The following is a 25,053-nucleotide window of genomic DNA, read 5'->3' as shown; positions in this document are numbered from 1 at the left end:
AGATACTTTTGACGTTAACTATTAGTCTTATCGCTAATTTGTCGTGAGGAAGTATGCGCGTTCGTTCGGGTCAATTGTTGCCGCTGGTTGCTGCACTTTTTGCGTTATATATCATCTGGGGTTCTACTTATTTTGCCATCGCCATCGGCGTGAAAAGCTGGCCGCCATTTATGATGGCTGGTGTGCGATTTATGGTCGCCGGTGTGTTGTTGATGAGCGTTTTGTTATTACGCGGACATAAATTACCCGCGATGCGCCCGATGCTGAATGCCGCATTGATCGGCGTGTTGTTGCTGGCAGTCGGCAACGGTTTTGTGACTGTCGCAGAACACCAACATGTGCCGTCCGGCATTGCAGCGGTGATGGTCGCCACCGTTCCCCTTTTCACATTGTGCTTCAGCCGTTTGTTCGGCATTCAAACCCGTAAACTGGAATGGTTAGGTATCGCCATTGGCCTCGGCGGCATCGTGCTGCTCAACAGTGGCGGGAACCTGAGCGGCAATCCATGGGGCGCGCTGTTAATTCTGATTGGTTCGCTAAGCTGGGCGTTTGGTTCGGTTTACGGTTCGCGCATTGAATTGCCGACCGGTTTGATGGCGGGTGCCGTAGAAATGCTGGCGGCGGGTATTGTGCTGCTGGCCGCGTCTGCGCTAACCGGCGAGCGTTTAACCGCCATGCCAACTCCTGCGGGCTTTATGGCGGTGGCGTATCTTTCATTATTCGGCTCGATTATTGCCATTAGCGCGTATATGTACCTGATTCGCAACGTCGCGCCAGCGGTAGCCACCAGCTACGCCTACGTTAACCCGGTGGTGGCGGTTTTACTGGGAACCGGATTTGCCGGAGAGAGTTTATCGCCAGTGGAATGGCTGGCGCTCGGCGTGATTATCTTTGCCGTGGTGCTGGTGACGCTGGGGAAATATCTGCTTCCCCCAAAGCCGGTAGTGACCGTGTGTGAGGTTGAGAAATAATCAACTTTCGGGTGGCGTTTGCCACCCGTTTTCGTTTATCGCATGTATCCCTTGAGTATCAATCTGAGCATAGTTTCCGCCGCTGAAAACCCATTCTTCTAACCGCTCGCTCAAGGCGTTATCACTGAGTTTTTCACGCCCGCGCAATGCGCATTCCCAGACCAGCAATACTCGCCAGCCTTCGCTTAATAAACGCTGAATATCGCGCTGGTCGCGCTGCACATTTTTGCCGATTTTCTCGAGCCAGAACTCGGTTCGTGTCGCGGGAACTTTGAATAAATAGCAGTGATGGTGATGCCAGAAACAGCCGTGCGCAAAGATAACGCAGCGCTGTTCATCAATGACAAAATCGGGGCGGCCTGCAAGGGTCGCATCCTGAACGCGAAAAGCAAATCCGCACTCGGTTAATAATCCTGAGAGGCGTTTTTCAATAGCCGTGTCACGCGTCGCAATCGCCCGCATATTTTTGCTGCGAACCGCCTTACTGTGTACATCGACCATAAGTTCCATCCAAATAATATCGATCAGCCGCAGGAAAACTAATTATGTATTTTTTTGGCTATTAGTCAAAACACCAGTTTCATCTAACATGCTGTATCAACTAGCAATGCCTTATTAGCTAGCCATTGCGCATTGGCCGCTAAAATAATTTCAACTTTTCTCAGCGAATGTAAAATGGCACTCTATATTCAGAAAGTCTTATTATGCAGCAGATAAATTTCAATTGTTAACATCAATGATATTAATTTGTGAACATGTAAAAACACCTTCACCATTGATGCCTGTTTAAGAAAAAAAATGAAAAAATATCAAACGTTATTTATTCCAGCATTACTGCTGAGTGGAATATTCAATAGTTACGCCGTAAAAGCTGAAAATAATATCACCCAGGATTACGTCTCGAGCTGGAAAGCGGTTTCAAAGGGCGAATCTGTGACGGCTTTGCAGACCTCCAGTCTCGGTTCTGACGTGGTTGAGAGTTGTAGAACCCTTGCGCCGAAGCAGTTCCGGGGCGAAATCCTCCGCCATTGGTCACATATGACCGGAACGAAAGTCACCGAAACGGCCTTTCTGTCTGAAGATTTGCAGCTATTTGATCGACTGGGCACCATCTCCTGCCTGGAAGGTGCGGACTATGAGCGCAAAGGTAATAGCGACCAGTTAGTGAAAGCACTAAGTGCACAATTATTGGACATGGACGCGAAAGACGATGAAGACGCTTACGCGCAAATTAAAACGATGGAATTTCAGACCGGTATTTTGACTGCGCGTTATGGCATCAGCATTGAGAAAAAGAGTTTAAAACGCGGAAATTGAGTTTAATGGGTCGGGTAGGCATTATCGCTACCCGCCCCATTAATTACTCAGAGAATGTGTTAACGCTTTTTAGCGGCGAGTTTAATTCTCGGCTCCAGTAATTTGGCCACCGCTGCAAATGCCGGCACCACCACCGAATTACCAAACTGCCGATAAGCCTGCGTATCGGAAACTGGAATACGGAAAGAATTCCCCTGCACCGCTTCAAAACCCATTAAGCGTGCGCATTCGCGTGGCGTTAAACGGCGCGGGCGACGCATCTGGTTATCGGCATGATCAAAGTCTTCCTCACCGAGTGATTTATCCCAACCGCGATCGATGAGAATTTCAGCGCCGTCTTTGTAATAGCGTGCCGATAATGTGCGAGCGACACTGGCCGGATTTTTAGGATCAACCAGACCGTAGCCAAAACCATTCCCTTTCGCCTGGTGTTTTTTGGCGTAGTTATAAAGGTATTTCCAGAGCGTTGGCGTCAGAATGTATTTCGCATCCACCGTCGGCTCCAGCAATTCGCCAAATGTCGGGCGGCGTTGCGGATACAGTTCGCTAAGCTGAGTGAGGGTGAAATCTTTATGCAGATTCAGGTCACGGCGGAACCCCACCAGCACGATGCGTTCGCGGTGCTGCGGCAGGAAGTTTTTACCGTCGATAATTTTTGGGTCGCCCGCGCCCATAATGGCGGCATCCGCGACTTCATAACCCAGGCTGTCCAGCGTTTCCATGATGATGCGGAAGGTGTTGCCTTTGTCGTGGCTCTTTAAATTCTTCACGTTTTCCAGCACAAAAATGGCCGGGCGTTTTGCATCAATAATGCGAGCAACATCGAAAAACAGCGTGCCTTGTGTTTCGCAGGCAAAACCATGCGCGCGGCCTAAAGCATTTTTCTTTGATACACCCGCCAGGGAAAATGGCTGGCACGGGAAACCCGCCAGCAGGACATCATGATCCGGCATAACAGACTGAATATTCGCCGTCGCCTCTTCATCACTCACGTCGTCACGATGGCTGAGCGTGACATCCCGGATATCCTGGTTGAACTGATGGCTTTCCGGGTTGCAATACCAGTTGGCTTTATAGGTGCGCACCGCGTGTTTGTTCCACTCGCTGGTAAACACACATTGCCCACCAATCGCTTCAAACCCGCTACGAATGCCGCCAATTCCGGCAAATAAATCAACGAATTTGAATGCGTATTTCCCGTGGTGCGCAGGCGGTGGCGGCAGCATATTTTGCAGCATTTCATTTTCAGCTGCTGTCAGCGTGCGCGGGGATGATTTGCGGTTAACCCAACGGTTGAGTGATTCACGCGTCCAGTCACCGCTAACCTGACGCAAATGATGCGCCACGGTTTTTTGGTCATAGATTTCCAGAATGCGGGACACTAACGCAGAGTCTTCTTCTAGTTGCAGTTGTTGCTGGCGCAGAGATTGTTGTGAGAGTTGTTCGGCAATCGCGTCGAAGTCGTTCATCATGAACCATTTTCGGGAAAAGAGAGTGTCACTCTATCACTGATTTGACCCAGATAGAATGCGTTCTGCCCGCAAGCGTTGCGGGCATCCCTTTATCTTTAAGAAGAAGTTTTCTTAGACGAAAATTGTTGGATGACTTCCTGTTCCATACCGCAGTAATCACCTTTCAGTTCAGCACACAACTTCGCCATGTAGTTCACTAAAAAATCTGCGTTATAACGAGCCAACACACGCCCCGCTTCTGTTTGCATGGTATCTGGCAGTTTCAGGAGTTTTTTCTGGAAATGATCGAGTGCATAAGTGGCGTCGTCGAGTTCACGCCCATGAGCCAGCGGATCTTCGCTATCAAACAGCGGTCGCCCCAGTGCGCCAGAAGTATAGAAAACGCGCGCCAGGCCAATAGCCCCTAACGACTCAAGGCGATCTGCGTCCTGCACGATTTTCGCTTCGAGGGTTTGAGGAGCAATTCCGGCGCTGAAACTATGCGCACGCACCGCATGAGCGACGGCATCATATAATGAGTGAGGAAAATCAGGGAAATGACTATCCAGAATACGCAATGTCTCTTGCGCGGCCTGGGTAGAAGCAAGGTGCCGCTCCGGGTGGTTCTTCGGCAAATTAACGATGTCATGGAAATAGCAGGCGGTTAATACGACTAATCGATCTGCTTCTGTTGTTTCCAGGATGTGTTGAGAGGTTTTCCACACACGACGAAAATGAGCCACATCATGGGCTTTATCGTCCTGCAACCAGTTATGTTGCAAATACTCTTCAAAACGCGCTTGCCAGTGGGCTATCGGCATACGTACTCCTTACTTCGTAGCTGGACCCGGTACTTAATATGAGTACAGGATCACAAAATTAGCAAGTTCAGTCCCGATAACAACCCACGTTGGCACGATTTTAACTACCGGGCCCGCGTATACCAGGCTAGCCCGCCTAACAATGCAGCGACGGAACCCAGAACCAAAAGCCCCATTAATGCACCAAGCAGTTTTCCACCCAGCGAGCCCATATCGCCGTCGGTGACATTGCTGATCACCCAGAAATACTTCAATACTGACCAAACCGTGTACAGGCAAAATCCATAGAACAACCACAGTGCCAACTTTCCGCCCGGCGTACGGGTCGGTTTCGCATCCATAACCTCTGACATAACTCTCCCAATTGTTTAGCTTTTGTACTGTGATGGAACCCCATCTCCTGACCGTGATTTTTATCACATTTTTCACGCTTTCTGACAGCCCAACCCTCTCCTTTTTAATTAAGATTCCTCTTAAAAAATGTAACATATAATGTTGATTATCATGAAGTTAACAAAAACGATACATCTGGAATTACTCTCCTTTTTTGTTAATTGAAAATTTAATATTCAGTAAATAAACTATATAGTGTCACTTAAATATAAAACACCAAATCAAAATGACAGATAAAATAAACTGCAAATAGAAACAAAGCCCCGTCATTAAATAAATTACATATTTGTATTCTTTTAAGTTAACACATACACGCAAAGCATCAGAAACGTCTTAAAAATAATTTTTATATATAAAAATCAATCACATAATATCAGATCACACTGAAACACTTTGTCTTATTTCAAATAACACAGTTACATGTTTAATTATAAATAAATTGAACTACCTGTAATAAGATTATTGCGGTTATTGAGGGCATTAAATAACCCATCACTCATAATAATTATGATTTAAAGGAATAGATAAATGAAAAGAACAGCACTGGCATTAGTGATCCCAGCTTTATTGGTTATCGGCGCGGCAAACGCAGCAGAAATTTATAACAAAGACGGTAATAAAGTCGATTTGTACGGCAAGGTCGATGCTCGTCATACTTTCTCTGACAACGTAGGGGATGATGGTGACGCGACTTACACTCAGATTGGCTTTAAAGGCGAAACCCAGATTAATTCCGAACTGACAGGTTATGGTCAGTGGGAATACAAAATGATGGCCAACAACATCGAAGACAGCTCAAAATCATCCAGTAGCGCAAATTCAGCGTTTACGCGTCTGGCTTTCGCTGGCTTGAAATACGGCGACTACGGTTCATTTGATTATGGCCGTAACTACGGCGTGGTTTACGACATTGAAGCCTGGACAGATATGCTGCCAGTGTTCGGTGGCGACTCCTACACCTGGACCGATAACTTCATGACGGGGCGTGCGAACGGTGTTGCCACTTATCGTAACAACGACTTCTTCGGTCAGGTTGATGGCTTGAGCTTTGCTGTTCAGTATCAGGGCGCTAACGAAGGTTCTAACGCCAATGAAGATCAAGAAGGCACCAACAATGGTCGTGACGTTCGTTTCCAGAATGGCGATGGCTGGGGTCTTTCTACCGTTTATGATTTCGGCATGGGCTTCAGTGCTGGTGCTGCATACGCCTCTTCTGACCGTACAAACGAGCAAGAATCAACTACTCTCGCTGGCGGTGAAAAGGCCGATGTGTGGACTTTCGGTATGAAGTATGACACCAACGATATTTATGTGGCGGCGATGTATGCTGAAACCCGCAACATGACTCCATTCGGCGATTTTGGTATTGCTAATAAAACCCAGAACTTTGAAGTGACTGCGCAATACCAGTTCGACTTCGGCCTGCGGCCAGAAATTTCTTACCTGCAATCTAAAGGTAAGGATTTGATGGCTGATGTTTCTAACAGCAGCGACTGGGATGATAAAGACCTGGTTAAATACGTTTCTGTTGGTGCGAACTACTACTTCAACAAAAACTTCTCCACCTATGTTGATTACAAAATCAACCTGCTGGATGGTGATGATGACTTCTACACCTCAGCGGGTATCTCTACCGATGACGTTGTTGGCATTGGCATGATCTACCAGTTCTAATCTCGAAAATGGTTGCTTGTTAATTCATGGCCCGCGCAAGCGGGCTTTGTTGTTTCTGACTCACACAAAAACTCATTTTTCCCATCACTAATAACTATATTTCCCTTCAAATCATTCCCAACAGAAATAATTTACGCTTCACGCGCCCAACCTGTGACTCCCGTCGTTGAATGAAAAAGCGGTAAGTGGTTGAATAATGTCATGGAGAAGGCGTGCTAATCGCGTTCTCAGGCGGTCCTGTTCTGGTCGCTGCCTTGTGTCGCATTAATGCGGCTTTTTCACAGTCACGGTATAGTAGTTTTCCGTTCAAGAGATGACTTTGCGAGCGAGTAACATGATTAAGTGGCCCTGGAAATCTAGTGATTCATCCGCTGTCACGGCGTTGCCGTGGGAGCAGGCTTTAGCCATTCCAGTTCTGGCAACGCTCACCCCAGCCGAACAAGAAAAGCTGGTTCGTCTTGCCGATCGTTTTTTACAGCAAAAACGTCTGGTGCCCCTACAGGGCTTTGAACTTGATGAGCTGAAAAGTGCGCGTATCGCGTTGCTGTTTTGCCTGCCTGTTCTTGAATTAGGCCTCGAGTGGCTGGACGGTTTTCACGAAATCCTCCTCTACCCTGCCCCATTTGTGGTGGACGATGAATGGGAAGATGACATTGGCCTGGTGCATAACCAACGCGTTGTGCAATCCGGGCAAAGTTGGCAACAAGGCCCGATTATCCTGAACTGGCTGGATGTGCAGGACTCTTTTGACGCCTCCGGGTTTAATCTGGTGTTCCATGAAGTGGCGCATAAACTGGATATGCGTAATGGCGACCGCGCCAGCGGCATTCCGTTGATTGCGCTACGTGAAGTCGCAGGCTGGGAACACGATCTGCATGCGGCAATGAGCAACATTCAGGACGAAATTGATATGGTCGGCGAAAACGCTGCCAGCATTGATGCCTACGCTGCTTCTGAACCGGCGGAGTGTTTTGCCGTGTTATCTGAGTATTTTTTCAGTGCTCCCGAGCTATTCGCACCGCGCTTCCCTTCACTTTATCAACGGTTTTGCCAGTTTTATGAGCAAAATCCATTGTTACGCTTGCGTGAGAGTGAAAACACAGCGGCATCCAATGGAAATACGGTGCATTAATTCGACAATCTGGATTTAATTTAATCATTTGAATCAACGCGTTATTTTTGTCGTTGACTCTTTTTGAACGTGACGTTACTATTTCCCTCGTTCAAACGATTCCTCTGTAGTTCAGTCGGTAGAACGGCGGACTGTTAATCCGTATGTCACTGGTTCGAGTCCAGTCAGAGGAGCCAAATTTAAGAAGCCCGCTTAGGAAACTAAGCGGGCTTTTTGTTTTGTTATTTCCAATATTTTTTATTTCAAATAAATTTCTTTATAGCCCCACACTCCCGGATTCACTACTAATCTGCACCGGCATCCCTGAACGACGGGTCAGTGCTTCGCTGACCACGATGGCATCCACGCCAGTGCCCTGGGTCATTTCACGCAGTGTCGTGGTCATTGGCAGTGGGACTTTCTTGTCAGATTCAAACTCCGCGCGGTTGCGAGACAGCGGTTCGTGCACTTCCAGCCAACGGCGTCCGTCTGGCTCGACGGTTGTTTTCACCGGTTGGTCGATCAACTGCACACGCGTTCCCACCGGCACGTTATCGAAAAGATATTTAATGTCGTCTTTACGCAGACGGATACAACCCTGGCTGACGCGCAGGCCGATACCAAAGTTGGCGTTGGTGCCGTGAATAGCGTACAGCTTGCCGATGTAAATCGCGTACAGACCCATCGGGTTATCTTCGCCCGGCGGCACAAATGCTGGCAGCGTTTTACCCTCTTTGGCGTACTCGCGTCGGGTATTGGCTGTTGGCGTCCAGGCTGGCGCTTCCTGCTTACGCTCTACCTTTGTCACCCAATTACGCGGTGTTTCACGCCCGGCCTGGCCGATACCAATCGGTAAGATTTCCACCGTGTTGCTATCTTTCGGGTAATAGTAAAGCCGCATTTCGGCGACGTTAATCACGATGCCCTGGCGTACGGTATCCGGCAGAATCATTTGCTGCGGAATGGTCAACTGAGTCCCATCTTTTGGCAGGAACGGATCAACGCCAGGATTGGCTTCCAGCATATTGCTGAACCCCTGCCCGTACTGCGCGGCAAAATACTCCAGCGGCTGGGTATTCCCTTGCGGAACAGCAACAGTAAGAGGTTCACCGACCAGGCGACTTCCCTCCGGCGGAAGCATATAAGTCACCGCCAGTGCGCTATGAGTCACGGTCGCAAGCACCAGAGCAAGCGAGGATAAACGAATCATAATTTCCCTATTATCTGACATGATGTGGATAGGTTAAATATAACCCGCCCTTAAGCATTCGTCAGATTTGATAATCCAGCGCCGTCTCTTCTGGCTCTAACGCCAGGCGCTTAATATCAGCAACGGAAAGCTCCGGGTTACATAACTCGATAAAACGCCAGACATAATTTCGCTGCAACTGGCCGCGCTTCAGGCCGAGCCACACCGTGTTGGCATCGAATAAATGTCGAGTGTCCAGGCGAACCAATTCATCTTCTTCACCACTTGCCTGAAACGCCACCAGCCCGATGCCCAGCCCCAGCTCAACATACGTTTTCACCACGTCAGAATCCTGCGCGCTCAAGACGATATCCGGCGTTAAGCCCCGTCGGGAGAATGCTTCATCGATACGCGCACGCCCGGTAATCCCCTGGCGATAGGTAATAATCGGCCAGCGGCTGATATCGTCGAGCGTCAGGGGATTAGAGTGAATCAATGGATGGCCGCGCGGCACCAGCAGGGTGTGATACCAACGAAACCACGGATAAGCGACCATTAAAGGATCGGTACTCAGACGTTCACTGGCGATACCAATATCTGCCGTACCGTTATGCAGCAGGGTTTCTATTTCCTGCGGCGTTCCTTGAATCAGCTCAAGGCGCACTTCCGGGAATAGCGCTCTGAAAGATTTAATCACCGACGGCAGACTGTAACGAGCCTGGGTGTGGGTGGTGGCAATGGTGAGCACGCCGCTGGCGTCATTGGTAAACACATCCGCCAGACGCCGCACGTTACTCGCTTCATTGAGGATGCGTTCGGCAATGACCAGCAGTGCTTTGCCCGGTTCCGTCATGCCTAATAAGCGCTTGCCACGACGGATGAAAATCTCGATACCGAGTTCTTCTTCCAGTTCGCGGATATGGCGGCTGACGCCCGATTGCGACGTGAAAAGCATATTGGCGACTTCGGTGAGATTGTAGTCCCGCCGTGCCGCCTCGCGGATAATTTTAAGTTGCTGGAAGTTCACATTGCCCCCGGGGCATGACCGTTCTTTACACTATTGTTAAAGTGGCAACCCGGATATAACAAATAATAAAAACCAGCAACTTATTCGATTTAGCGATAAGGCCAATTAACCGACCAGTAGCAGCTCGCGACTTTCCTGAGTCGGACGAACCACCAGCGACATTAAAATGTCTTTTACCGCCTGCGCTTGCGGCGATAACGCCGTGCGTGCCGACAAATTCACCGAGAGCGGTAAATTCAGCGACGGGCTGGTGATGCGCGCCATCCAGCCATTTGCCGAACTCACCAACGATCGCGCCGCAGATTCTGGCAACACCGTTACGCCCATGCCGCTGGCAATGGCCGCCGTCAGTGTCGAAATAGAATCAATCTCACCGGTAATTTTCGCCGTCAGGCGGCGCAGTGAAAACGCTTCATCGACGCGCTTACGCACGGCGCTGTAGTCACGCGGCAGGAATAGGTTCATTTCGGCCACCGCAGCGAGATCGACTGTCTGACCTGGACAATCGCGGGTGCCGACCAGAAACAACTCCTCTTTCAGTAACGGTTGGCTGGTAATGCCCGCCGTCGGAGAACGGTCATACAAGACCGCCATGTCAAGCTGGCCGCTTAACAGCTTGTCATTCAGGACAGAACTACTGTTCTCATGCAGATAGACCAGCACGTCGGGTAATTCCGCACGTACCGCCTGTAATAGAGGCATGGTGATGGATGAAGCCGCAGTGCCAGGCGCAAGTCCAATAGAAACCTGGCCGCCTAAAGTTTGGCCCACGTTGCAAACAGCTAATTGAGCCTGCTCGCACTGGCGCAGAATAGTCCGCGCATGGGTATAGAGGATTTTCCCTGCTTCTGTTGGCGTGACGCCACGTTTGGTGCGAATTAACAGTTGCTGATCCATTTCACCTTCAAGGGTAGCCACTTGTTGGCTCAGCGCCGGCTGCGCAATATGCAGCACTTCTGCGGCCTGAGTCAGGCTACCAATATCGACGATTTTCACGAAGTACTTCAGTCGTCTTAAATTCATTTTGCCTCCTACACGGAATGCCAACGCCAGTCTCGGCAGTGATGTCTCTTTAGGAATTGCAATATGCTTGCCACTTTTGAGAAACATCCGACCAGATACGCTAACAAGCTGGATAATAAGAGAAAGTGATTTAATACGACGGAAAATGGGATTGAAACAGTGGTTCGCTTATGCCCCATTAGAGGTATGAGCGCACCATGACGGTGCGCAAAATCACAAACTAAACCCCGGCCCACCACAGGCGCAATTTCATTCCCCAATAACTCGTCCAGCCGGTAGTAGAAGGAACGACTTCTCCTTTATAAAGCACCACCAAGGTCGGCGTGACGCCAATCTGCCAGTGACGTGAAAGCTCGCCAGACGCGTCGTTCACTACGGGCAACTGGACTTTCTTCTGTGTCAGCCAGCGTGAAACCTCCTGCGGCGCACCCGAACGCAGCGCAATTGTCATCACGTTCTCCCCTTCCCCGACTAACTCGGCGACGGAAGGTGTGGTGTAGCGGCACACGCCACACCAACTGGCCCAAAAATAGAGCAGTAGCGGGCGATCTTCACTTAGCGCACTCAGCGTGACGGCGTTGCCATCCAGCGTATGAAGCGGCGTGCTGTCAAACGTTGCTGGCATCTTTGGCGCACGCCACAAATCCATCAGCACCACGATGGTGATAAAAATCACCATCATCACCAGCGCTTCTTTTCCCCAGCGCCTGAGCTTACTTTTCATTGGCCTGTTCCCGCTTTTCTTTTACCAGTTCCTCAAGTGAATCCCACGGCACCGCGCCAGCGAGTAGAGTATCGCCCACCAGCGTGGCTGGCGTTCCCTGAACCCCAACCAACCGCGCCAGTTGCAGATTCAGGTTCAGCGTTTCCATGCTGAGTCCATCCGGTTTAACCGCCGTTGCGCCGCTTTTGGACACAGCTGCATCAATAGTCGCTGCGGTATGATTCCCGGTTTTCGACATTAACGTTTGATGCAAACCCAGGAACTGCTGCGGATGCTCGCGCCAGGTCGTCAACGCCACGCGAGAGGCCAGTGATGACGTTTCTCCCCGGAACGGTAACAGCTTGAACACCACGTTAACGTCGGGATATTTCTCAACGATTTTCTCCAGCATTGGGTCAAACTTTTTGCAGTACGGGCAGTTGTAATCGGTGAATGAAATAATGGTCAGTTTCGGCGATTTAGCACCAATTTGTGGGCTGGCAGGATCTTGATACAGCGCCTGGTAAACCATCTCCTGGAACTGTTCTTCCGTTGGTTCGGTGGCGGCAGTTGCGCCAAAAGTCGTCAGCAGCAGTAAAAAAGTGATGATCATTTTCATTATTTCATTCCTTTCGCATCGTTTAGCGTATTGAGCACGGCGTCACGGGTCAGCAGGGTTGGCAGCGGTTTTCCTTCGGGGAAATTCGGGCCATAAACCTGGTTATACGGCACTCCGGCCTGCCCGCGCTTTTTGAGAAATGCCGTGATGTCTTTAGAAGGGAGCGTCCAGTCACCGCGCAGCGCAACCACATCCGGCTGTTGCAGCGCCGCTTGCACATCATCACGAGAAAGGACATTTAACTTATTAATTTTGCAGGTAATGCACCAGTCGGCGGTGACATCAATAAACACGCGTTTGTTTTGCGCCAGCGCATCGGTAATCGCCTGCTCGGTGAGCGACTGCCAGGGGATATTTTCTTTAGCGGCTGTAGTTGATGGAGCAAAATGCACGGATAACAGACTCACCAGCCATAACGCCGAGCCGAGCATCATCACCGCCAGAATCCGGCGCAGCCAGTTCATCCAGCGCCCAGGTTTTGGCAGTCGTAGCGCAAGCGATGGGCGTGCGGCAATAAGCAGCCACGGCAAACTCATGCCGATACCCAGTGCGAGGAAGATCCCCCAAAGCGTGGGCAACGAAGCGCCGAGCGCGACAGCCACGGCGGTTCCCAGGAATGGAGCGCTACACGGCGTTGCGAGAAGTGTCGCCAGTGCGCCCTGCCAGAAATGGCCGCTGATGCCCTTCCCACCGTGTGTGGCAAGTTTGGTAGTGACGTTCGAGGACAGCCGAAACTCAAATAGCCCGAACAAATTGGCGCTAAAGAGCAGCATCACCGCCGCCATAAAGCCGATAAACCAGACATTCTGAAACTGAATGCCCCAACCCACCGCTTGATTCGTCAAACGCAGCACCGTCATTAACAATGCCAGCGCCATAAACGACACCATAATCCCGGCAAATGAGGCGAGGAATTGCTGACGGATCACACGTTGATCCTGCTTATCAGCCAGCAGTACCGAGCCGAGCTTCATCCCCAAAACCGGCAGTACGCAAGGCATCAGGTTAAGAATAAAACCGCCCAACAACGCCAACAGCAAAACCTGCCACAACACAAAATCGTCAGTGACTGGCGGCGTAACAGGCGCGTCGGTTATCGCAATCTGGCTTTGCTGCGCCACACCGTTATCGGCGATAACCAGCGACAAATTACGCCCGCGCAGATCTGGCCCGGCACCATCCCAACCATCGCTAACGGGGATCGTGGCCCACAGCGTCTCGCCATCAACGCGATACTTTGGCTTACCGAAACTGGCATCTTCCTGCATATCCAGAAACAGCTCAGGTTTGTTCCAGCCCGCCGCACGCGTGGCTTGCACCACCAGTTCAGCATTGTGATATCCGGCAATCAGATTATCCGTCAGCCCATTATCGAGCGGCACCTTGCCCATCGCCTGGGCGTAATCATGTGCAAACGTTGCGTCGCCATGTGTGGGGGTGATTTCAAAAGGGTAATCCGTCAGTAAGCAAACATCTTTGCAGGTCGAAAGCGTCAGTACACCCGCGATTTTTGCCGGAGTTTCGCCTTCGAATGCCATCGGGATACTGACTTCATTGTGATAACCCTGCGTGGTGATTCCGCCCACATCAAAACGCTGCGGGACAGGCCAAAACCATTGGGCTTGTTTCACCGGTTCATGCCAGGTCATCGTCGGCGCAACCCCGCCGTCGCCCGGCGATCGCCAGTAAGTTTTCCAGCCATCTTCGAGTTTTACATCCAGCAAAACCTGAGTTTTCCCCGGCTCTGTGGAATCCGCACGCAACCTGACGCTGGCGTGATCATTCTCAGCAGATTGCTGCCAGCCCGGTTCTGCCGCCCATGAAAATGGCAGCCATAGCAATAGAAGGCAGAGCAATGCCCGCCTGAAAAGACTCAACATATTTTTCTCCGTTAGGAATTATCGAACTGCGCTAAACGTTAAAAATTAAGCAGCCGATGTTTCATTCACGGAAGACGCAGAACCGCAGATGGACTCTGAGTGTGGGCGAGGAAAATTCACGCACAGGCGTGACAGAAGATGATGCCGCCAGTAGTGGCGCGAGAAGTGTGAGGAGTAAAGAGAAAACAAACAGCGCGCCCTCGAACAACACGGGCGGTGCGGCAAGCAGTGATTTGGCGCTTAACTCGCACGGCGTCACAGGCGCGGCGTCGTCAATTTCAGACGCACTGTTTTGCGTGAGCATCACGTTTTCGGCAACCTTCATCTGCAAAGCGTGCATTCCCGCCATGCGCTGCGCGGTGCAGACAAGCACCACCAGACAGGCCAGAAATAAAAACCACTTTGCCAAATGCTGCCGTTTAACCATGAAACCCTCGCGTCAATTGAACCGCATATCTTAGCCAGTCGTTCCAGTTTGGCAACCAATGCCCTGTAAAGAACTGTCTGCACGCCCAAAATGCCGAGTTTGTCTGTTTTATCAGCAAACGAACTTGCGGTGTGTTGAGAGGCTTTGACAAGCCCTGATCACCTCGCTAATATGCGCCCCGTTAACCGATTCCTCTGTAGTTCAGTCGGTAGAACGGCGGACTGTTAATCCGTATGTCACTGGTTCGAGTCCAGTCAGAGGAGCCAAATTTAAGAAGCCTGCTTAGCTAAGCAGGCTTTTTGCTTTTATGCGCCCGCCAACCCCTTCCGTTCTCTCCCGTCGATGACATATCATCGAACTCTGCTTATTTAAAAGCAGGATTAAGGAGAGAAGATGACGCAACAGACCGCCACCAGCGCACTTACCCCGAACCAGGCCCTCGATAAACTTGAGGAACTGTACGATGCCTCGGTCAACGCCCTGCGCGATGCCATTGGTCAGTATGTTGAAAACGGCGCATTACCTGAATTACAACAACGCGCCGCAGGATTGTTTGTCTACCCGGAGTTGCGCGTCAGTTGGGACGGCACCGTCCACAACCCGAATAAAACTCGCGCCTACGCCCGCTTTACCCATTCCGGCAGTTACACCACCACCGTCACCCGCCCTGCACTTTTCCGCCATTATCTCGCCGAACAATTAACGCTACTTTATGAAGATTATGGCGCGCAGATTGAAGTGGGTTTATCGCAACACGAAATCCCTTATCCGTATGTGATTGATGGTTCCAGCCTGTCGCTTGACCGCTCGATGAGCGCTGGTTTACCGCGTTATTTCCCGACTACCGAACTGGCGCAAATTGGTGATGAAACGGCGGATGGTCTGTTCCATCCGACCGAGTTTTACCCGCTGTCGCATTTTGATGCGCGCCGTGTGGATTTTTCGCTGGCCCGCCTGCGCCATTACACCGGCACGCCAGTCGAACACTTCCAGTCCTTCGTGTTGTTCACCAACTACACCCGTTATGTGGACGAGTTTGTGCGTTGGGGCTGCCAGCAAATCCTTGATCCGGAAAGTCCGTATGTCGCACTCTCCTGCGCAGGCGGCGTGTGGCTCACCGCCGACAGCCAGGCCCCAGAAGAAGCGATTTCCGACCTCGCCTGGAAGAAACACCAAATGCCCGCCTGGCACCTTCTGGACGCCAACGGCACCGGTATCACGTTGATTAACATCGGCGTTGGCCCGTCGAATGCGAAAACCATTTGCGACCACCTGGCGGTATTGCGCCCGGCAGCCTGGCTGATGATCGGCCACTGCGGCGGCCTGCGCGAAAGCCAGTCGATTGGCGATTACGTTCTGGCCCACGCATATCTGCGTGACGACCACGTTCTTGATGCGGTATTGCCGCCAGACATCCCGATCCCGAGCATCGCCGAAGTGCAACGCGCATTGTACGACGCCACCAAACTGGTGAGCGGCATGCCGGGCGAAGAAGTCAAACAGCGCCTGCGTACCGGAACCGTGGTCACCACTGACGACCGTAACTGGGAATTGCGTTATTCCGCTTCAGCCCTGCGTTTCAACCTGAGCCGCGCCGTCGCCATTGATATGGAAAGCGCCACCATTGCCGCGCAAGGTTATCGCTTCCGCGTTCCCTACGGCACATTGTTGTGCGTTTCCGACAAGCCGCTGCATGGCGAGATTAAACTCCCCGGCCAGGCCAACCGCTTTTATGAAGGGGCGATTTCTGAGCATTTGCAAATCGGCATCTGCGCCATTGATCTGCTGCGAGCCGAAGGCGAACGCCTGCACTCGCGCAAATTACGCACCTTTAACGAACCTCCATTCCGCTAAGAGAATATAAGAATGCAACACACATCACCTTTGGCTGCCCTGCGCAGCCTGCTTAAAGAACGCGAACTGGATGGCATGCTTATCCCACGTTCCGATGCGCATCAAAGCGAATATTGCGCCCCTTTTGACGACAAACTGGAATTTAGCAGCGGCTTCGACGGATCGGCGGGACTTGCGCTGATCCTCGCCGACCGCGCGCTGTTATTCGTTGACGGGCGTTACCAGGTTCAGGCTCGCCAGCAGGTGAACCTCGATGAGTTTGAAATTCACCATTTGCACGACGAACCCATTCATCTGTGGATGCGTGACAATCTGCCGTCAGGTAAACGCATCGCTTTTGAGCCGATGCTAGCCGTCAACAGCCAGTATGAAAGCCTGCGCACCAGCGGCTGCGACCTGGTAGCGGTAAACGATGACCCGATCAATGAAATCTGGACGACGCGCCCGGCGGCACCGCGTGGCGCGATTCGCCAGATGCCGATTGAAATTAGCGGTGAATCGACGGCGTCAAAATGTGCCCGTGTCGGTGAATCCCTGGCGCGTGAAGGTGCGGATTTCCTCGCGATCACGTTGCCGGACAACATTGCCTGGCTGCTGAACGTTCGCGGTTCAGATATCCCGACCAGCCCGGTGCCACTCTCGTTTGCGCTGGTGAAAAACGACGGTGCCGTTGAATGGTTTGTTGATGAAGCTAAATTGCAAAATCTGGATAGCGCGTTGCTCGCATCCATCAATATCCAAAGCCCTGATACCTTTATCGACCGTTGCCAGCAGCTTGCAGCCGGGAAACGCTTCTTGCTCGACGCCGATAACGCGCCGGTTGCCGTGCGCTTTGCAGTAGAAAATGGCGGCGGTGAAATCACCTGGCAGGCTGACCCTGTCACGCTAATGAAAGCCAATAAAAACGATACCGAACTGCAAGGCTACCGCGCCAGCCATGTTCAGGATGGTGCGGCGTGGGTGAATTTCCTCGCCTGGTTGAGCCATGAAGTGCCGGTGCGTGAAGCCGCAGGCAACCCAATCACCGAGCTGGAAGCGCAGGAAAAACAGCTCGCCTTCCGCCAGCTTTGCGACAACTTCATCGAACAAAGTTTCGGGACGATTTCAGCCGCCGCAGCTAACGCCGCCATGTGCCATTACCACAGCGCACCAGAAACTAACTTTGCGATCGCCAGCAATGAATTTTATCTCAATGATTCTGGCGGCCAGTATTTCAACGGCACCACGGACGCCACGCGCACACTGAACTTCGGCCAGGTCGACGGCCAGCGCCGCCTGCATTACACCGCAGTGCTAAAAGGTTTCCTGGCGCTGATTTCGCTGCAATTCCCGCAGGGGACGCAAGGCCACCAGATTGATGCGTTTGCGCGTCGCCCGCTTTGGGAACTGGGGCTGGATTACGACCACGGCACCGGGCACGGCGTCGGTCACTGCCTGCTGATTCATGAAAACCCGCATCGTATGGCGAAGAAAGTGAACCCGTGGCCAATGATTCCGGGCAACGTTCTTACTATCGAACCCGGTTATTACCTCGGCGGTAGCCACGGTATCCGTATCGAAAACCAGGTTGAAGTCATCGCATCACAACCAGGTTTCTGCAAATTCGCTTCGCTGACGTTGATTCCAATCGATTTGAGCGCCGTCGAATTGCCGTTGCTGAATGAGCAAGAGATCGCCTGGCTGGATGAATATCACCAGTTGGTGCGTGAAACGCTATCGCCGCTTGTCTCAAGCGAAGCGCGTCCGTGGCTGATTGAGGCGACAGCGCCAGTCAGAACTCAACGCGCATAAACCCTTTCCAGGTCGGATAAGCGGCAACGTCATCCGACCTATAAAACCTGCTTATTTGCGGCTCTTTTCTTCATTTTGTTGATTAAACCAGCAATCAAACAATTTTCCTCGAAACAGCCTTTGACAACCCGACGGGTGCTCGATACTATGCGCCCCGTTAACCGATTCCTCTGTAGTTCAGTCGGTAGAACGGCGGACTGTTAATCCGTATGTCACTGGTTCGAGTCCAGTCAGAGGAGCCATATTTAAGAAGCCCGCTTAGGAAACTAAGCGGGCTTTTTGCTTTTTGTTTCCCGCGCTGCAAAAACAAAAAAACCGCCGCAACTTGTGCGACGGCTTTTATCCAAACGTTATAGCTATTACGGCTCTACCGCATCCAGCTTCACCAGTTGCAACGGCTCTGCCAGCAGAGCATCCATCTGCTGAATAAACGCCTGGAAATGCGGTAGCGCAATGTGCGCGTCCAGCCCTTCCTGCCCTTTCCACGACTCGCGCATGTAAAAGGTATCCGGCGAATCCTGGAGCTGGAACAAAGCGTAATCCAGGCAACCTTCTTCCTGACGAGTCGGGGCAATCAGCGCCTGCAAAGCAGATTTCAGATTGTCACGTTGCCCCGCTTTCGCTTTCAGCACCGCAATAATCGACAGCGTGTTATCACTCATTTTTAGCATTCCGTTAAAATTTCACTAAATTCAAGGCGTGACTTCGGCAGTGCCGCATTAAAGTCTTCCTCGCTACGATAGCCGATTGGCACGATCACCAGGCTGGTGAAGCCTTTTTCACGCAGGCCAAATTCTTCGTCCAGAATGCGTGCGTCGAACCCTTCGATTGGCACCGCGTCAATACCCAGCGCGGATACGCCCAGCAAGAAGTTGCCGACGTTCAGGTAAACCTGCTTTTCCATCCAGTGCTGCGCATCTTTATAATCAAATCGGTGCATATTCACGAAGTAGGAACGGCCTTTGTGCTGCCCCGCCATCGCCTGCTGGTTGGCAAAACGGCCATCGGCGTTTTCCTGCTCCAGCAGTTTGTTCAGATGCGTTTCATCAATCGCGGTTTTGGCGCAGAACACCACAACGTGCGAGGCATCAAGCACTTTGCGCTCGTTGAAAACGTAGAAGCCGGATGTCGCTTTCGCGATGCGCGCTTTCGCTTCGTCAGTGCTCGCCAGAATAAAATGCCACGGCTGCGAGTTGGTGCTCGACGGGCTAAGACGCAGCAAATTCTTCACTTGTTCAATTTGTTCATCGCCGATCTTTTTGCCTGCATCAAACGCTTTGGTTGAGTAACGTGACGCAGCTGCCTTGATAATATCCATGATATTTTCTCTATGATTTTTATGTAATTAGAAGCCTTCGAGGACGATTTTACCGACCGCGCGATTGGTTTCAATTAATTCATGGGCACGACGCAGGTTGTCGGCGTTAATGGTGCCGAAATGCTCGCCAAGCGTCGTCTGCAACACTTTCTGGTCAATCAGGTCAGACACGCGAGTTAACAGTCGATGCTGCTCAATCATATCGCGGGTTTCAAACATGGAACGGGTGAACATAAATTCCCAGTGCAGCGAGATGCTTTTCACTTTCAGCGGCCGCGCATCAAGTGTTTCCGGGTCATCAATCAGCGCCAGTTTGCCTTGTGGAGCCAGGGCTTCAATCAATTGCGCATAGTGCTTATCGGTCTGGTTCAGGCTGGCAACGTGGGTTACGTGCTTCACGCCAATGCGAGCCAGTTCTTCCGTCAGCGGTTTGCTGTGGTCGATTACATGATGCGCACCTAGATCGGAGACCCATTTCTGGCTTTGCGGGCGTGAAGCCGTGCCGATAACGGTGATGTTGGTGAGTTTACGCGCCAGTTGCGTGAGAATAGAACCCACGCCGCCCGCCGCGCCAACAATCAGCAGCACATCGTTTTCGTTACCTTTTTCAGCCACGCCCAGACGGTCAAACAACATTTCCCAGGCCGTGATTGCGGTTAACGGCATTGCCGCCGCACTGGCGTTATCAATGGATTTTGGTTTCAGTGCCGCAATGCGTTCATCCACTAATTGGTATTCGCTATTGCTACCAGGGCGCGTCAACGAACCGGCATACCAGACTTCATCGCCAGGCTTAAACAGTGAAACATTTTCACCCGTTGCCACCACCACGCCGACCGCATCCCAGCCTAAAATACGTGGCTGGTCAGCTTTAAAACCGGCGCGCACTTTGGTATCAACCGGGTTTACCGATATCGCTTTCACTTCCACCAGTAAATCGTGGCCTGTCGCGACAGGTGTCGGTAAAGTGATTTCAACCAGAGAGTCAAGATTGCTGCCATTTTGTGCAGCCTGAGTAATCGCGATCGCTTTCATGGTGTGCTCCAGGGATTAAAGGGTTCATCTAGTGAATGAACTCATGGTACAAGGTGTGCCGCTGGTGAAAAATAGCCCTTAGAAAACAACACTTATACTCGGAGAGTTAAAATGCTCAGGTTGGAAGACCTCACTTTGTTTGTCCGGGCCGCCGCCTTAAACAGTTTTAGCGACACCGCGCGTGAGGCCGGATTACAGCCTGCGCAGGTCAGCACCGCGATAAAGCGCCTCGAGCAAACGCTGAATACCCGTTTATTTGCCCGTTCAACGCGCAGCCTGCGCCTGACTCCTGAAGGGGAAACCTGGCTGCCGTATGCGATTAATGTGCTGCAAACGCTGGAAAACGGGATTGAGCAAATCCAGCCCGCAAGCGATGAAGTGCGCGGCGTGCTGCAAATTGCGGTGCCTTCAGATCTCGGGCGCAATATGCTGCTGGACGTGTTTCAGGCATTTCGCCGCGAGCATCCGGCGCTGCATCTGAAAATTCTTTTCTCCGACCAGATTGCCGATGTGTTTAAAGATCCGGTGGATATCGCGTTCCGCTATGGCAATAACGACGACGCCTCGTATGTGGCGCTGCCGCTCGCCCCGCACAATCGGCGCGTTATCGTCGCCTCACCTTCTTATATTGAGCGTTGCGGCGAACCGAAAACCATCAGTGAACTGGTGAAGCATGACGCACTGTCCTACGCGCTTCGTGGCCGGGTCTATGACAAATGGGTGTTAAGTTTAGACGGCGATATGCATCATGTGGCGGTGAAAAGCGCCATTGTGAGCGATGATGCGGAAGTGATTCGCCGTTTGGCCGTAGCGGGTGAAGGGATTGCCTATAAGTCCTGGCTGGATGTCAGCGAAGATGTGAACGAAGGGCGGTTGAAGATAATCATGCCGCAGTATCAGGGCGATAGCGTGCCGCTGAATATGATTTGCCCGCATCGCAAGCAGCTTTCCACCACGGTGCGATTGCTGCATGAAGCGGTGAAACAGCGTTGCGACTTATTACAGAGTCGGATGACGCTGCGCTTATCCGACCTACAAAGCCCAAAAGACGATTGAGTTTCGTAGGAGAGATAAGCGCCAACGTCATCCACCCGTTTTACGAAATTGGGTAGGTATACGGAGCGTTCACGCCCAGCGGCAGACCCAGCGCCCACCACACCAGCAGGAAGATGCTCCAGCTAATAAAGAAGATCACCGAGTAAGGCATCATCATCGACACCAGCGTACCGACACCGGTTGATTTCACGTAGCGCTGGCAATACACCACCACCAGCGGGAAGAACACCATCAGCGGAGTAATAATGTTGGTGGTGGAATCACCGATACGGAACGCCGCCTGCGTCAGTTCCGGCGAAATCCCTACCGCCATCAGCATTGGCACCATGATTGGCGACAACAGCGCCCACTTCGCCGACGCCGAACCAATCAGGATGTTCACCACCGCAGTGAGCAGAATCATGCCGATAATGGTCGCTTCGCCCGGCAGCGCCATGGTTTTAAGCACGTCCGCACCCGCCAGCGCAATCAGCGTACCGATGTTGGAATCGCCAAACGCTTTGATAAACATGGCGCAGAAGAAGGCCATCACCATGTACGAACCCATTTTGCTCATGGATTGGTTCATCGCATTGATGACATCTTTCCCGCTGCTAAAGGTTCCGGCGACAAAGCCGTAAACAATGCCAGGAATGATAAAGATCAGGAAAATCAACGGCACGATGGACTTCATGATTGGCGCGCCGTAGCTGGTCAGCGAGCCGTCGGTTGGGCTACGCAGCAGCGAAGTTTCCGGCCATGCCAGAGCGGCAAGCCCCGCCAGACCCAGCAACATCACCAGACCCGCCACTTTAAAACCACGACTTTCCGCAGCGCTGTAGCTGCTCATATCTTCGTTATGTTGATAATCGCCGTCGATTTCCAGTTTTGACACGCGTGGCTCAACAATGCGTTCTGTCACCCACCAGCCAACCAGCGTAATCATCACCGTCGAACCAATTCCGAAGAACAGGTTACACAGCGTGTTAACGGTATAAGTGCCATCCAGCAACTGCGCGGCAGTCTGGGTAAAACCTTGCAGCAAAGCATCGTTACCGGTTGGCACCATGTTGGCCGCAAAGCCGCCAGATACCCCGGCAAATGCCGCCGCAATACCGGCCAGCGGGTGGCGACCGGCAGACATAAAGATAATCGCGCCCAATGGAATAACCAGCACGTAGCCCGCATCAGCGGCAACGTGGCTGAACATCGCGACGAAGATAATCATTGGCGTAAGCAGTTTTTTCGGCGTGACGCGCAGCATCTTTTTCAGGCCGGTATTAATAAAGCCTGAGCTTTCTGCCACGCCAACGCCCAACATCGCCACCAGCACGATTCCCAGCGGCGCAAAACCGGTGAAAGTTGTCACCATCGAAGAGAGTGTTACCGTCAGCGCCTGCGGAGAAAGCAGGTTATTGATTCTGACGGCTTCATTAGTTACCGGGTTTACCACGTCGAAATCAACGGCGGAAAGCACCGCCGACATCGCCATCACGACCAGTAAGAAATAGAAAAAGATTAATGCGGGTTCGGGTAATTTGTTCCCTGCTTTCTCAACGGCGTTGAGAAATCCTGTCATTAGACGACCTTCCGTGTTCCTTGTCGTTGTGCTCATACCTACCTCATCATTCTGTTTACATTCATAGAAGTTATTACTTGCGGCAATTAATAACATTTTAGAATATTTCACTGCTAGTAACTTTACGTTACTAGTCAAAACGAGACAGTTGATGGTGATAGATATCATGGTTTTGAAGAATAACCAGATATTGAGTTGGTGAGAAATTATTCAGGCAGGATAAAAGTCGGATGACGCGGCGTTCATCCGACCAGGTAAAAAAGATTACGTTTTAGTCACAGGTTCTTTCTTAAGTCGTGGATATTTCTTCAGCCAGCGACCGCTGACCATGCGCCAGTAGAACAACACGCCGCGCACCGTCCAGTCGAAGAACATGCCCAGCCACACGCCAACCACTCCCATGCCCAACACGATACCGAGTGTGTAACCCGCCACTACGCGGCAGCCCCACATACTCGCCATGGAAACCCACATTGCAAAACGGGCATCACGCGCACCTTTCAGCCCGGCAGGCAATACCCAGGACGCCGCCCAAATCGGCATAAACGCGGCATTCATCCAGATCAGGATTTTGACGACGTCTTTTACATCATCTTCGTGGGTGTAGAACGAGGCCATTAATCCGGCGAACGGCGCGGTGCCCCAGGCGATAAGCGTCAGCCCGAGCGTCGAAAGCCAGAACACATGGCGCAACTGCCGTTCAGCCTGGCCAATCTGCCCTTTCCCCAGCCGCTTGCCGACGATAATCGTCGAAGCCGAACCTAAGGCGTTCCCCGGCAGGTTAATCAGCGCCGCAATCGAAAAGGCAATAAAGTTACCGGCAATCACGTTGGTGCCCATCCCGGCGACAAACATTTGCGTCAGCAATTTACCGGCGTTAAACAGCACCGATTCGATACTTGCCGGAATGCCAATCCCCAGCACTTCCCACAAGATGCCGACTTTGATAGGCCGGAAATAGCTTTTCAGCGAGATACGCAGCGACGGCGCAAAACCGACCACCAGCACGTAAACAAAGCCAAGCGCACCGATATAGCGTGAAATCGTCAGCCCTAAGCCTGCGCCAACAAAGCCCATGCCGTTCCAGCCCAGCGCACCATAAATCAGGATGCTACTAATAATTATGTTGAGGATGTTCATCCCGCCGTTGATCAGTAACGGGATTTTGGTATTTCCTGCCCCACGCAACGCGCCGCTGCTGATCAGCGCAATCGCCGCCGCCGGGTAACTCCACACCGTGGTTTGCAAATAGGAAAGTGCCAGCGCTTTCACTTCCGGCGTGGCCGCCCCGGCAATAACGTTTACGACATGCTCGCCCGCAAGATGAATACCCGCCGCGAGGCCAATGGCGATAATAGTCATTAATATCAGAGACTGACGTGCCGCATCGCGTGCGCGTTTTGGGTCGCGTTTGCCAAGACTAAAGGCAACCACCACCGTCGTGCCGAGGTCGACCGCCGCGAAGAATGCCATGATGACCATGTTGAAGCTGTCAGCCAGGCCGACGCCCGCCATCGCCTCTTTTCCCAGCCAACTGACCAGGAAGGTGCTCAACACGCCCATCAATAAAACGCAGGTATTTTCGAGGAAGATAGGCACCGCAAGGGGTGTTATTTCGCGCCAGAACAGGGTTCGATAGCTTTTCCGTTTGGCATACCAGCGTGTTTTAGCCACGCGCTGGCGAAGTGCTGCTTGTAAGTTCAAGTTTGACCTTGGGGAGGAAGTGAAACCACATTTCAAATAATGATTTACAAAAGCTTATCGTGCAAAGTATTTCTTAAAAATTTGTCCAGAGTAGCGGTGGATGACGCTTCGCTTATCCCCCCTTGTATTAT

The 25,053-nt window shown here is 51.7% G+C and carries 23 protein-coding genes and 3 tRNA genes; 10 read left to right on the top strand and 16 right to left on the bottom strand.

Annotated features, from left to right (window positions below; genetic code table 11):
* Nucleotides 1-53: 53 nt before the first annotated feature.
* Complete coding sequence (gene yedA / locus D6029_RS15840; RefSeq protein WP_120065644.1) at nucleotides 54-971, top strand: drug/metabolite exporter YedA; 918 nt, start codon at nucleotides 54-56, stop codon at nucleotides 969-971.
* Here yedA and D6029_RS15835 read toward each other — a convergent pair whose 3' ends face one another.
* Nucleotides 972-1,472 (bottom strand): very short patch repair endonuclease, encoded by a 501-nt coding sequence (locus D6029_RS15835; RefSeq protein ID WP_120065643.1) that lies wholly within the window; start codon nucleotides 1,470-1,472, stop codon nucleotides 972-974. It lies immediately after the preceding gene.
* Nucleotides 1,473-1,769: 297 nt separating this feature from the next.
* Between D6029_RS15835 and D6029_RS15830 the strand changes: the two genes are divergently transcribed.
* Nucleotides 1,770-2,288 carry a hypothetical protein gene (locus D6029_RS15830; RefSeq protein ID WP_120065642.1) on the top strand — a complete coding sequence of 173 codons (519 nt, stop codon included), beginning with the start codon at nucleotides 1,770-1,772 and terminating at the stop codon, nucleotides 2,286-2,288.
* 59 nt (nucleotides 2,289-2,347) lie between these two features.
* Here the strand turns inward: D6029_RS15830 and D6029_RS15825 are convergent, their stop codons facing one another.
* From D6029_RS15825 to drpB, 3 genes are all read right to left on the bottom strand, one after another.
* Entirely contained in the window at nucleotides 2,348-3,757 is a 1,410-nt protein-coding gene (locus tag D6029_RS15825) for a DNA cytosine methyltransferase (protein WP_120065666.1), read from the bottom strand.
* Nucleotides 3,758-3,855: 98 nt separating this feature from the next.
* Nucleotides 3,856-4,560, bottom strand: a complete 705-nt coding sequence (locus D6029_RS15820; RefSeq protein WP_120065641.1) for a phosphohydrolase — start codon at nucleotides 4,558-4,560, stop codon at nucleotides 3,856-3,858.
* Nucleotides 4,561-4,664: 104 nt separating this feature from the next.
* Nucleotides 4,665-4,901: a cell division protein DrpB gene (drpB, locus tag D6029_RS15815; protein WP_120065665.1), complete on the bottom strand. Its 237-nt coding sequence runs from the start codon at nucleotides 4,899-4,901 to the stop codon at nucleotides 4,665-4,667.
* Nucleotides 4,902-5,481: 580 nt separating this feature from the next.
* Here drpB and ompC point away from each other — a divergent pair.
* The 3 genes from ompC (at nucleotide 5,482) to D6029_RS15800 (ending at nucleotide 7,935) form a co-directional block, all read left to right on the top strand.
* Nucleotides 5,482-6,627, top strand: coding sequence for a porin OmpC (gene ompC / locus D6029_RS15810; protein WP_120065640.1), 1,146 nt, complete (start codon nucleotides 5,482-5,484; stop codon nucleotides 6,625-6,627).
* Between the two features lie 334 nt (nucleotides 6,628-6,961).
* The gene (gene mtfA, locus D6029_RS15805) at nucleotides 6,962-7,759 is read left to right on the top strand and encodes a DgsA anti-repressor MtfA (protein ID WP_120065639.1); all 798 of its coding nucleotides are present in this window, start codon (nucleotides 6,962-6,964) and stop codon (nucleotides 7,757-7,759) included.
* Nucleotides 7,760-7,859: 100 nt separating this feature from the next.
* Nucleotides 7,860-7,935, top strand: a tRNA-Asn gene (locus D6029_RS15800).
* An 80-nt stretch (nucleotides 7,936-8,015) separates the two neighbouring features.
* On the opposite strand, the gene ldtA is transcribed toward D6029_RS15800, so the two are convergent.
* From ldtA to D6029_RS15765, 7 genes are all read right to left on the bottom strand, one after another.
* Nucleotides 8,016-8,948, bottom strand: a complete 933-nt coding sequence (ldtA, locus tag D6029_RS15795) for a L,D-transpeptidase (protein WP_147365241.1) — start codon at nucleotides 8,946-8,948, stop codon at nucleotides 8,016-8,018.
* 61 nt (nucleotides 8,949-9,009) lie between these two features.
* Nucleotides 9,010-9,954, bottom strand: coding sequence for an HTH-type transcriptional regulator Cbl (gene cbl, locus D6029_RS15790; protein WP_120065637.1), 945 nt, complete (start codon nucleotides 9,952-9,954; stop codon nucleotides 9,010-9,012).
* A gap of 105 nt (nucleotides 9,955-10,059) precedes the next feature.
* Nucleotides 10,060-10,977 carry a nitrogen assimilation transcriptional regulator NAC gene (gene nac, locus D6029_RS15785; protein ID WP_034496396.1) on the bottom strand — a complete coding sequence of 306 codons (918 nt, stop codon included), beginning with the start codon at nucleotides 10,975-10,977 and terminating at the stop codon, nucleotides 10,060-10,062.
* A 220-nt stretch (nucleotides 10,978-11,197) separates the two neighbouring features.
* The gene (locus D6029_RS15780; RefSeq protein WP_120065636.1) at nucleotides 11,198-11,701 is read right to left on the bottom strand and encodes a protein disulfide oxidoreductase; all 504 of its coding nucleotides are present in this window, start codon (nucleotides 11,699-11,701) and stop codon (nucleotides 11,198-11,200) included.
* Nucleotides 11,691-12,299, bottom strand: a complete 609-nt coding sequence (locus tag D6029_RS15775) for a DsbA family protein (RefSeq protein ID WP_120065635.1) — start codon at nucleotides 12,297-12,299, stop codon at nucleotides 11,691-11,693. Before D6029_RS15775 ends, D6029_RS15780 begins: the two co-directional genes overlap by 11 nt.
* Nucleotides 12,299-14,179 carry a protein-disulfide reductase DsbD family protein gene (locus D6029_RS15770; RefSeq protein WP_120065634.1) on the bottom strand — a complete coding sequence of 627 codons (1,881 nt, stop codon included), beginning with the start codon at nucleotides 14,177-14,179 and terminating at the stop codon, nucleotides 12,299-12,301. The genes D6029_RS15775 and D6029_RS15770 overlap by 1 nt, the downstream gene beginning before the upstream one ends.
* Before the next feature lie 61 nt (nucleotides 14,180-14,240).
* Entirely contained in the window at nucleotides 14,241-14,606 is a 366-nt protein-coding gene (locus D6029_RS15765; protein ID WP_120065633.1) for a copper resistance protein, read from the bottom strand.
* A gap of 190 nt (nucleotides 14,607-14,796) precedes the next feature.
* On the opposite strand from D6029_RS15765, the gene D6029_RS15760 reads away from it, so the two are divergent.
* From D6029_RS15760 to D6029_RS15745, 4 genes are all read left to right on the top strand, one after another.
* A tRNA-Asn gene (locus D6029_RS15760) sits at nucleotides 14,797-14,872 on the top strand.
* Between the two features lie 127 nt (nucleotides 14,873-14,999).
* A complete protein-coding gene (locus D6029_RS15755) occupies nucleotides 15,000-16,460 on the top strand; it encodes an AMP nucleosidase (protein ID WP_120065632.1) in 1,461 nt (486 codons plus the stop codon).
* A 12-nt stretch (nucleotides 16,461-16,472) separates the two neighbouring features.
* On the top strand, nucleotides 16,473-18,251 hold the full coding sequence (locus D6029_RS15750) for an aminopeptidase P family protein (protein WP_120065631.1): 1,779 nt from the start codon (nucleotides 16,473-16,475) through the stop codon (nucleotides 18,249-18,251).
* A gap of 166 nt (nucleotides 18,252-18,417) precedes the next feature.
* Nucleotides 18,418-18,493: transfer RNA gene (locus tag D6029_RS15745), tRNA-Asn, on the top strand.
* Nucleotides 18,494-18,610: 117 nt separating this feature from the next.
* Here the strand turns inward: D6029_RS15745 and D6029_RS15740 are convergent.
* From D6029_RS15740 to D6029_RS15730, 3 genes are read right to left on the bottom strand one after another with little or no spacing between them, the layout of a single operon-like run.
* Nucleotides 18,611-18,913 (bottom strand): putative quinol monooxygenase, encoded by a 303-nt coding sequence (locus tag D6029_RS15740; protein WP_120065630.1) that lies wholly within the window; start codon nucleotides 18,911-18,913, stop codon nucleotides 18,611-18,613.
* A 2-nt stretch (nucleotides 18,914-18,915) separates the two neighbouring features.
* The gene (gene nfsB, locus D6029_RS15735; protein WP_120065629.1) at nucleotides 18,916-19,569 is read right to left on the bottom strand and encodes an oxygen-insensitive NAD(P)H nitroreductase; all 654 of its coding nucleotides are present in this window, start codon (nucleotides 19,567-19,569) and stop codon (nucleotides 18,916-18,918) included.
* A gap of 27 nt (nucleotides 19,570-19,596) precedes the next feature.
* Nucleotides 19,597-20,604 (bottom strand): zinc-binding alcohol dehydrogenase family protein, encoded by a 1,008-nt coding sequence (locus D6029_RS15730; protein ID WP_120065628.1) that lies wholly within the window; start codon nucleotides 20,602-20,604, stop codon nucleotides 19,597-19,599.
* A 111-nt stretch (nucleotides 20,605-20,715) separates the two neighbouring features.
* Here D6029_RS15730 and D6029_RS15725 point away from each other — a divergent pair, with 111 nt between their 5' ends.
* Nucleotides 20,716-21,660 (top strand): LysR family transcriptional regulator, encoded by a 945-nt coding sequence (locus D6029_RS15725; protein WP_120065627.1) that lies wholly within the window; start codon nucleotides 20,716-20,718, stop codon nucleotides 21,658-21,660.
* A gap of 40 nt (nucleotides 21,661-21,700) precedes the next feature.
* On the opposite strand, the gene D6029_RS15720 is transcribed toward D6029_RS15725, so the two are convergent.
* Together D6029_RS15720 and D6029_RS15715 are read right to left on the bottom strand one after the other, a co-directional pair.
* A complete protein-coding gene (locus D6029_RS15720; protein ID WP_120065626.1) occupies nucleotides 21,701-23,218 on the bottom strand; it encodes an AbgT family transporter in 1,518 nt (505 codons plus the stop codon).
* A 264-nt stretch (nucleotides 23,219-23,482) separates the two neighbouring features.
* On the bottom strand, nucleotides 23,483-24,922 hold the full coding sequence (locus tag D6029_RS15715) for an EmmdR/YeeO family multidrug/toxin efflux MATE transporter (RefSeq protein WP_120065625.1): 1,440 nt from the start codon (nucleotides 24,920-24,922) through the stop codon (nucleotides 23,483-23,485).
* Between the last annotated feature and the right edge of the window lie 131 nt (nucleotides 24,923-25,053).

This window comes from Buttiauxella izardii, assembly GCF_003601925.1.
GTDB classification, from domain to species: Bacteria; Pseudomonadota; Gammaproteobacteria; order Enterobacterales; family Enterobacteriaceae; genus Buttiauxella; species Buttiauxella izardii.
This window is presented reverse-complemented; position numbering and strand designations above follow the sequence as displayed.

Coding starts and splice junctions, on each gene's coding strand:
- D6029_RS15730 (WP_120065628.1), bottom strand. CDS start 20,604: ATGAAAGCGATCGCGATTACTCAGGCTGCACAAAATGGCAGCAATCTT.
- D6029_RS15725 (WP_120065627.1), top strand. CDS start 20,716: ATGCTCAGGTTGGAAGACCTCACTTTGTTTGTCCGGGCCGCCGCCTTA.
- drpB (WP_120065665.1), bottom strand. CDS start 4,901: ATGGATGCGAAACCGACCCGTACGCCGGGCGGAAAGTTGGCACTGTGG.
- D6029_RS15775 (WP_120065635.1), bottom strand. CDS start 12,299: ATGAAAATGATCATCACTTTTTTACTGCTGCTGACGACTTTTGGCGCA.
- D6029_RS15740 (WP_120065630.1), bottom strand. CDS start 18,913: ATGAGTGATAACACGCTGTCGATTATTGCGGTGCTGAAAGCGAAAGCG.
- ldtA (WP_147365241.1), bottom strand. CDS start 8,948: ATGATTCGTTTATCCTCGCTTGCTCTGGTGCTTGCGACCGTGACTCAT.
- ompC (WP_120065640.1), top strand. CDS start 5,482: ATGAAAAGAACAGCACTGGCATTAGTGATCCCAGCTTTATTGGTTATC.
- D6029_RS15780 (WP_120065636.1), bottom strand. CDS start 11,701: ATGAAAAGTAAGCTCAGGCGCTGGGGAAAAGAAGCGCTGGTGATGATG.
- D6029_RS15830 (WP_120065642.1), top strand. CDS start 1,770: ATGAAAAAATATCAAACGTTATTTATTCCAGCATTACTGCTGAGTGGA.
- D6029_RS15765 (WP_120065633.1), bottom strand. CDS start 14,606: ATGGTTAAACGGCAGCATTTGGCAAAGTGGTTTTTATTTCTGGCCTGT.
- D6029_RS15720 (WP_120065626.1), bottom strand. CDS start 23,218: ATGACAGGATTTCTCAACGCCGTTGAGAAAGCAGGGAACAAATTACCC.
- nac (WP_034496396.1), bottom strand. CDS start 10,977: ATGAATTTAAGACGACTGAAGTACTTCGTGAAAATCGTCGATATTGGT.
- mtfA (WP_120065639.1), top strand. CDS start 6,962: ATGATTAAGTGGCCCTGGAAATCTAGTGATTCATCCGCTGTCACGGCG.
- D6029_RS15755 (WP_120065632.1), top strand. CDS start 15,000: ATGACGCAACAGACCGCCACCAGCGCACTTACCCCGAACCAGGCCCTC.
- D6029_RS15820 (WP_120065641.1), bottom strand. CDS start 4,560: ATGCCGATAGCCCACTGGCAAGCGCGTTTTGAAGAGTATTTGCAACAT.
- yedA (WP_120065644.1), top strand. CDS start 54: ATGCGCGTTCGTTCGGGTCAATTGTTGCCGCTGGTTGCTGCACTTTTT.
- D6029_RS15835 (WP_120065643.1), bottom strand. CDS start 1,472: ATGGTCGATGTACACAGTAAGGCGGTTCGCAGCAAAAATATGCGGGCG.
- D6029_RS15750 (WP_120065631.1), top strand. CDS start 16,473: ATGCAACACACATCACCTTTGGCTGCCCTGCGCAGCCTGCTTAAAGAA.
- D6029_RS15770 (WP_120065634.1), bottom strand. CDS start 14,179: ATGTTGAGTCTTTTCAGGCGGGCATTGCTCTGCCTTCTATTGCTATGG.
- nfsB (WP_120065629.1), bottom strand. CDS start 19,569: ATGGATATTATCAAGGCAGCTGCGTCACGTTACTCAACCAAAGCGTTT.
- D6029_RS15825 (WP_120065666.1), bottom strand. CDS start 3,757: ATGAACGACTTCGACGCGATTGCCGAACAACTCTCACAACAATCTCTG.